The 5,484-nt window shown below is 59.6% G+C and carries 4 protein-coding genes; all 4 read left to right on the forward strand.

Features of this window, described 5'->3' with window-relative positions:
• Positions 1 to 196: 196 nt before the first annotated feature.
• The 4 genes from chrA to HX884_RS25085 all read left to right on the forward strand — a co-directional run bounded on the left by chrA (position 197) and on the right by HX884_RS25085 (position 5,397).
• Complete coding sequence (chrA, locus tag HX884_RS25070; RefSeq protein ID WP_000184001.1) at positions 197 to 1,402, forward strand: chromate efflux transporter; 1,206 nt, start codon at positions 197 to 199, stop codon at positions 1,400 to 1,402.
• A gap of 10 nt (positions 1,403 to 1,412) precedes the next feature.
• Positions 1,413 to 1,718: a PadR family transcriptional regulator gene (locus HX884_RS25075; RefSeq protein WP_000130000.1), complete on the forward strand. Its 306-nt coding sequence runs from the start codon at positions 1,413 to 1,415 to the stop codon at positions 1,716 to 1,718.
• Positions 1,719 to 1,870: 152 nt separating this feature from the next.
• Positions 1,871 to 2,428, forward strand: a complete 558-nt coding sequence (locus HX884_RS25080; protein WP_012478189.1) for a recombinase family protein — start codon at positions 1,871 to 1,873, stop codon at positions 2,426 to 2,428.
• A gap of 2 nt (positions 2,429 to 2,430) precedes the next feature.
• Entirely contained in the window at positions 2,431 to 5,397 is a 2,967-nt protein-coding gene (locus HX884_RS25085; RefSeq protein ID WP_012478188.1) for a Tn3 family transposase, read from the forward strand.
• Positions 5,398 to 5,484: the final 87 nt, after the last annotated feature.

Below are 5,484 nucleotides of genomic sequence, written 5' to 3' on the forward strand. Positions count from 1 at the left end.
CATAGTACCGGGAAGGAGGGAGTGACCATCTCATTAAATAAAGCACGCTAAGCCGTAAGTAAGCGTGCTCCTGTGAAAGCCACAGCTAAAACTGCGTAGTACACATAGAGGTATTTTTTTCTAGATTTATATCGAATTTCGTTATCGAATTTCGCTTATTATTGATCAACTCGTTGCAGATCATGAAGGCGAAAGTATGACGAATAACCCTACCGATGACAGCAGACCATGGTCGGTCTTTCTTATTTTTCTGCGGCTTGGATTGACATCTTTTGGCGGCCCCATTGCGCACTTGGGCTACTTCCGCGCCGAATTTGTCACACGGCGGCGCTGGCTCTCCGAACGGAGCTATGCTGACTTGGTCGCGCTTTGTCAGTTCTTGCCAGGGCCTGCAAGCAGCCAGGTCGGCATAGCGGTAGGACTGTCTCGGGCTGGATACAGCGGGGCGCTGGCTGCTTGGGCTGGCTTCACGCTGCCGTCTGCCATAGCCTTGATCCTTTTTGCGCTCGGCATCTCCAGCTATGGCGATTACGTCTCGCAGGGCGCGTTGCATGGCTTAAAAGTGGTGGCTGTGGCCGTGGTCGCTCAAGCAGTATGGGGCATGGCGCGTAACCTATGCACGGATGGGCTGCGAGTCACCATCATGGCAATTGCTACCTGCGTCGTTTTACTTGTGCCGTCCGCGTGGGGACAGGTTGGCGTGATTGCTATCGCAGGCATCGCAGGCCGGTTATTGTTCAAGCCAGCGAAAGTTGTTGAGCATGACCCCCTACCTATCACGGTCAGTCACCGGGCCGGCGTGCTTTGGCTCTCGCTGTTCTTTGTCTTGCTGATTGGCCTGCCGGTGTTGGCCGAACTGATGCCAAGTCAAACCATGGCAATGGTGGATTCCTTCTATCGTGTCGGATCACTGGTGTTCGGCGGTGGTCACGTTGTGCTGCCATTACTGCAAGCCGAAGTGGTGCCCTCCGGCTGGGTCAACAATGAATCCTTTCTCGCGGGGTACGGGGCAGCTCAAGCGGTGCCCGGCCCTTTGTTCACGTTCGCCGCGTTTCTTGGTGCCTCGATGAACACCGCCCCGTCGGGCTGGATCGGCGGCATTGTGTGTCTGCTGGCTATCTTCGCGCCCTCGTTCTTGCTGGTCGTCGGATCAATGCCATTTTGGGAGCGTTTGCGCCGCAATACAGGCATCCAAGCTGCGCTGGCCGGGATCAATGCCGCTGTAGTCGGCTTGCTGCTGGCCGCGCTGTATCAGCCTGTATGGACTAGCGCCATCTTTCAGCCGCAAGACTTCGGCTTGGCATTAGTTGCCCTTGTCGCACTTATGTTCTGGAAGCTCCCGCCGTGGCTGGTTGTCCTCGGTAGCGGTGCAGCTGGGTGGCTGTTGAGCGTCGCTCTGTGAGGCACAAAAAATGACTGACAAAGACCTCTACGGCGGTTTGATCCGCCTGCACATCCTTCACCATGCAGCCGAGGAACCTGTCTTTGGGCTGGGGATCATCGAAGAGCTACGCCGACACGGCTACGAGATGAGCGCTGGCACCGTGTACCCGATGCTGCACGGCCTGGAAAAAAAAGGCTATCTGACCTCACGCCACGAACGCACCGGGCGACGTGAACGGCGTGTTTATGACATCACTGAACAAGGCAGAACTGCACTTGCTGATGCGAAAACAAAGGTCAAGGAGCTGTTCGGAGAGTTGGTAGAAGGTGGTTGAGTTTTTGCTTCTATGTCAGGTTGAGCTATACCCTAACGCAACGTCAGGGAAGAGACTGTAATCACGTCAGAATAGAGTCCAATATGAAATTTATTGACACAATCAGTCAAGAGTAATAGATTTCACTCTGACACATTACCCTTGGAGACACTTTGTACGGTCAACGCATCGGCTACGTTCGCGTCAGCAGCTTCGACCAGAACCCGGAACGGCAATTGGAAGGGGTTCAGGTGGCGCGGGTGTTCACCGACAAGGCATCCGGCAAGGACACCCAGCGTCCCGAGCTGGAAAGGCTGCTCGCCTTCGTGCGCGAAAGCGACACCGTGGTGGTGCACAGCATGGATCGCCTGGCACGCAACCTGGATGACTTGCGCCGCATCGTGCAGGGCCTGACCAAGCGCGGGGTACGCATCGAATTCGTCAAGGAAAGCCTGGCCTTCACTGGCGAGGATTCGCCGATGGCGAATTTGATGCTGTCGGTGATGGGCGCGTTTGCCGAGTTCGAGCGGGCCTTGATCCGCGAGCGGCAGCGCGAAGGAATCGCGCTGGCCCGGCAGCGGGGTGCGTACCGGGGCCGCAAAAAGTCACTGAACGATGAGCAGATTGCCGAACTGAAACGGCGCGTCGCGGCGGGCGAGCAAAAGGCCCTGATCGCCCGCGACTTCGGCATTAGCCGTGAAACCTTGTACCAGTACCTGCGCGAGTCCTGAGCATGCCGCGTCGTTCCATTCTGTCCGCCACCGAGCGACAAAGCCTGCTGGCATTGCCCGATGTCAAAGACGATCTGATCCGATACTACACGTTCAGCGACACCGACCTGTCGGTGATTCGTCAGCGGCGCGGGCCTGCGAATCGGCTGGGCTTCGCCATTCAGCTTTGCTACCTGCGATTCCCCGGCGTCATCCTGGGCGTTGATGAGCCGCCGTTTCCGCCCTTGCTGCGCATCGTGGCGTCGCAACTCAAAGTGCCGGTCGAAAGCTGGGACGACTACGGGCAGCGGGAGCAGACCCGGCGCGAGCACCTGGTCGAACTGCAAACGGTGTTCGGCTTCCAGCCGTTCACCGTGAGTCACTACCGGCAGGCTGTCCACACGCTGACTGAGCTGGCTATGCAAACCGACAAGGGCATCGTCCTGGCCAACGCCTTGATTGAGCATCTACGGCGGCAGTCGATCATCCTGCCCGCGCTCAACGCCATCGAGCGCGCCAGTGCCGAGGCCATCACCCGCGCCAATCGGCGCATCTACGAAGCCCTGTCCGAGCCGTTGTCGAGCGGGCACCGGCATCGCCTGGATGAACTGTTGAAGCGCCGCGACAACGGCAAGACCACCTGGCTGGCATGGCTGCGGCAATCACCGGCCAAGCCGAATTCCCGCTACATGCTGGAACACATCGAACGTCTCAAAGCCTGGCAGGCGCTCAACCTGCCTACCGGCATCGAGCGGCTGGTTCATCAAAACCGGCTGCTCAAGATCGCCCGCGAGGGTGGCCAGATGACGCCCGCCGACTTGGCCAAGTTCGAGCCACAGCGACGTTACGCCACCCTCATGGCGCTGGCCATCGAGGGCATGGCTACTGTTACCGACGAAATCATCGACCTGCACGACCGCATCCTGGGCAAGCTGTTCAACGCCGCCAAGAATAAGCATCAGCAGCAGTTCCAGGCGTCCGGCAAGGCCATCAATGCCAAGGTGCGTTTGTACGGGCGCATCGGCCAGGCGCTGATCGACGCCAAGCAGTCAGGCCGCGACCCATTCGCCGCCATCGAGGCCGTCATTTCCTGGGACGCTTTCGCCGAGAGCGTCACCGAGGCGCAGAAGCTCGCCCAGCCCGATGATTTCGACTTCCTGCACCGCATCGGCGAGAGTTACGCCACATTGCGCCGCTACGCGCCGGAATTCCTCGACGTGCTCAAGCTGCGAGCAGCGCCCGCCGCCAAGGACGTGCTCGACGCCATCGAGGTGCTGCGCGGCATGAACATCGACAACACCCGCAAGGTGCCCGCTGATGCACCGACCAACTTCATCAAGCCGCGCTGGCAGAAGCTGGTGATGACCGACGCCGGCATCGACCGACGCTATTACGAGTTGTGCGCACTGTCGGAACTTAAGAACGCGTTGCGCTCGGGCGACATCTGGGTACAGGGTTCACGTCAGTTCAAGGACTTCGAGGACTACCTGGTGCCACCCGAGAAGTTCGCCAGCCTCAAGCAGTCCAGCGAATTGCCGCTGGCCGTGGCCACCGATTGCGACCAGTACCTGAGCGAGCGCTTGGAGTTGCTGGAAGCGCAACTTGCCACGGTCAATCGCATGGCGGCGGCCAACGACCTACCGGACGCCATCATCACCGAATCGGGCTTGAAGATCACGCCGCTGGATGCTGCGGTGCCCGACACCGCGCAGGCATTGATCGACCAGACGGCCATGATTCTGCCGCACGTCAAGATTACCGAGCTGCTGATGGAGGTCGATGAGTGGACGGGCTTCACCCGCCACTTCACGCACCTGAAATCCGGCGACCTCGCCAAAGACAAAAATCTGCTGCTGACTACGATCCTGGCCGACGCGATCAACCTGGGCCTGACCAAAATGGCCGAATCTTGCCCCGGTACGACTTACGCCAAGCTCGCCTGGCTGCAAGCCTGGCATACCCGCGATGAAACCTATTCGATGGCGCTGGCCGAACTGGTCAACGCCCAGTTTCGGCATCCCTTTGCCGGGCACTGGGGCGATGGCACCACATCATCGTCGGACGGACAGAATTTCCGAACCAGCAGCAAGGCAGAAAGCACCGGGCACATCAATCCGAAATATGGCAGCAGCCCAGGCAGGACGTTCTACACCCACATCTCTGACCAGTACGCGCCGTTCCACAACAAGGTGGTCAATGTCGGCGTGCGCGATTCCACCTACGTGCTTGACGGCCTGCTGTACCACGAGTCCGACCTGCGCATCGAGGAACATTACACGGACACGGCGGGCTTCACCGATCACGTCTTTGCCTTGATGCACCTGCTGGGCTTCCGCTTCGCACCGCGCATCCGAGACCTGGGCGACACCAAGCTCTACACCCCGAAAGGCGAAGCCGCCTATGACGCGCTGAAACCGATGATCGGCGGCACTCTCAACATCAAGCACGTCCGCGCCCATTGGGACGAAATTCTGCGCCTGGCCACCTCGATCAAGCAAGGCACGGTGACGGCCTCGCTGATGCTTAGGAAACTCGGCAGCTATCCGCGCCAAAACGGCCTGGCTGTCGCCCTGCGTGAGCTGGGGCGCATCGAGCGGACGTTGTTCATCCTGGGCTGGTTGCAAAGCGTTGAGCTGCGCCGCCGCGTCCATGCCGGGCTGAATAAAGGCGAAGCACGCAATGCACTGGCCCGCGCCGTGTTCTTCAACCGGCTGGGCGAAATCCGCGACAGCAGCTTTGAGCAGCAGCGCTACCGGGCCAGCGGCCTCAATCTGGTGACGGCGGCTGTCGTGCTGTGGAACACGGTCTACCTGGAGCGCGCAGCGCATGCGTTGCGTAGCAACGGCCATGCCGTCGATGAAACGCTATTGCAGTACCTGTCGCCGTTGGGCTGGGAACACATCAATCTGACCGGCGATTACCTCTGGCGCAGCAGCGCCAAGATCGGCGCGGGCAAGTTCAGGCCGTTGCGACCTCTGCAATCGGCTTAACGTGCTTTATTCTCCGTTTTCTGAGACGACCCCTCCTAGTCGCGAGTTGCAGCGACGGCATCGTCGGCTGTTGCACCTTGTCGGCCG

It is taken from the genome of Enterobacter sp. SECR19-1250 (assembly GCF_013391025.1).
GTDB classification, from domain to species: domain Bacteria; phylum Pseudomonadota; class Gammaproteobacteria; order Enterobacterales; family Enterobacteriaceae; genus Enterobacter; species Enterobacter cloacae.

Bases quoted from the DNA above. Each gene is read 5' to 3' on its own strand.
- chrA (WP_000184001.1), top strand. From the start codon at position 197: ATGACGAATAACCCTACCGATGACAGCAGACCATGGTCGGTCTTTCTT.
- HX884_RS25075 (WP_000130000.1), top strand. From the start codon at position 1,413: ATGACTGACAAAGACCTCTACGGCGGTTTGATCCGCCTGCACATCCTT.
- HX884_RS25085 (WP_012478188.1), top strand. From the start codon at position 2,431: ATGCCGCGTCGTTCCATTCTGTCCGCCACCGAGCGACAAAGCCTGCTG.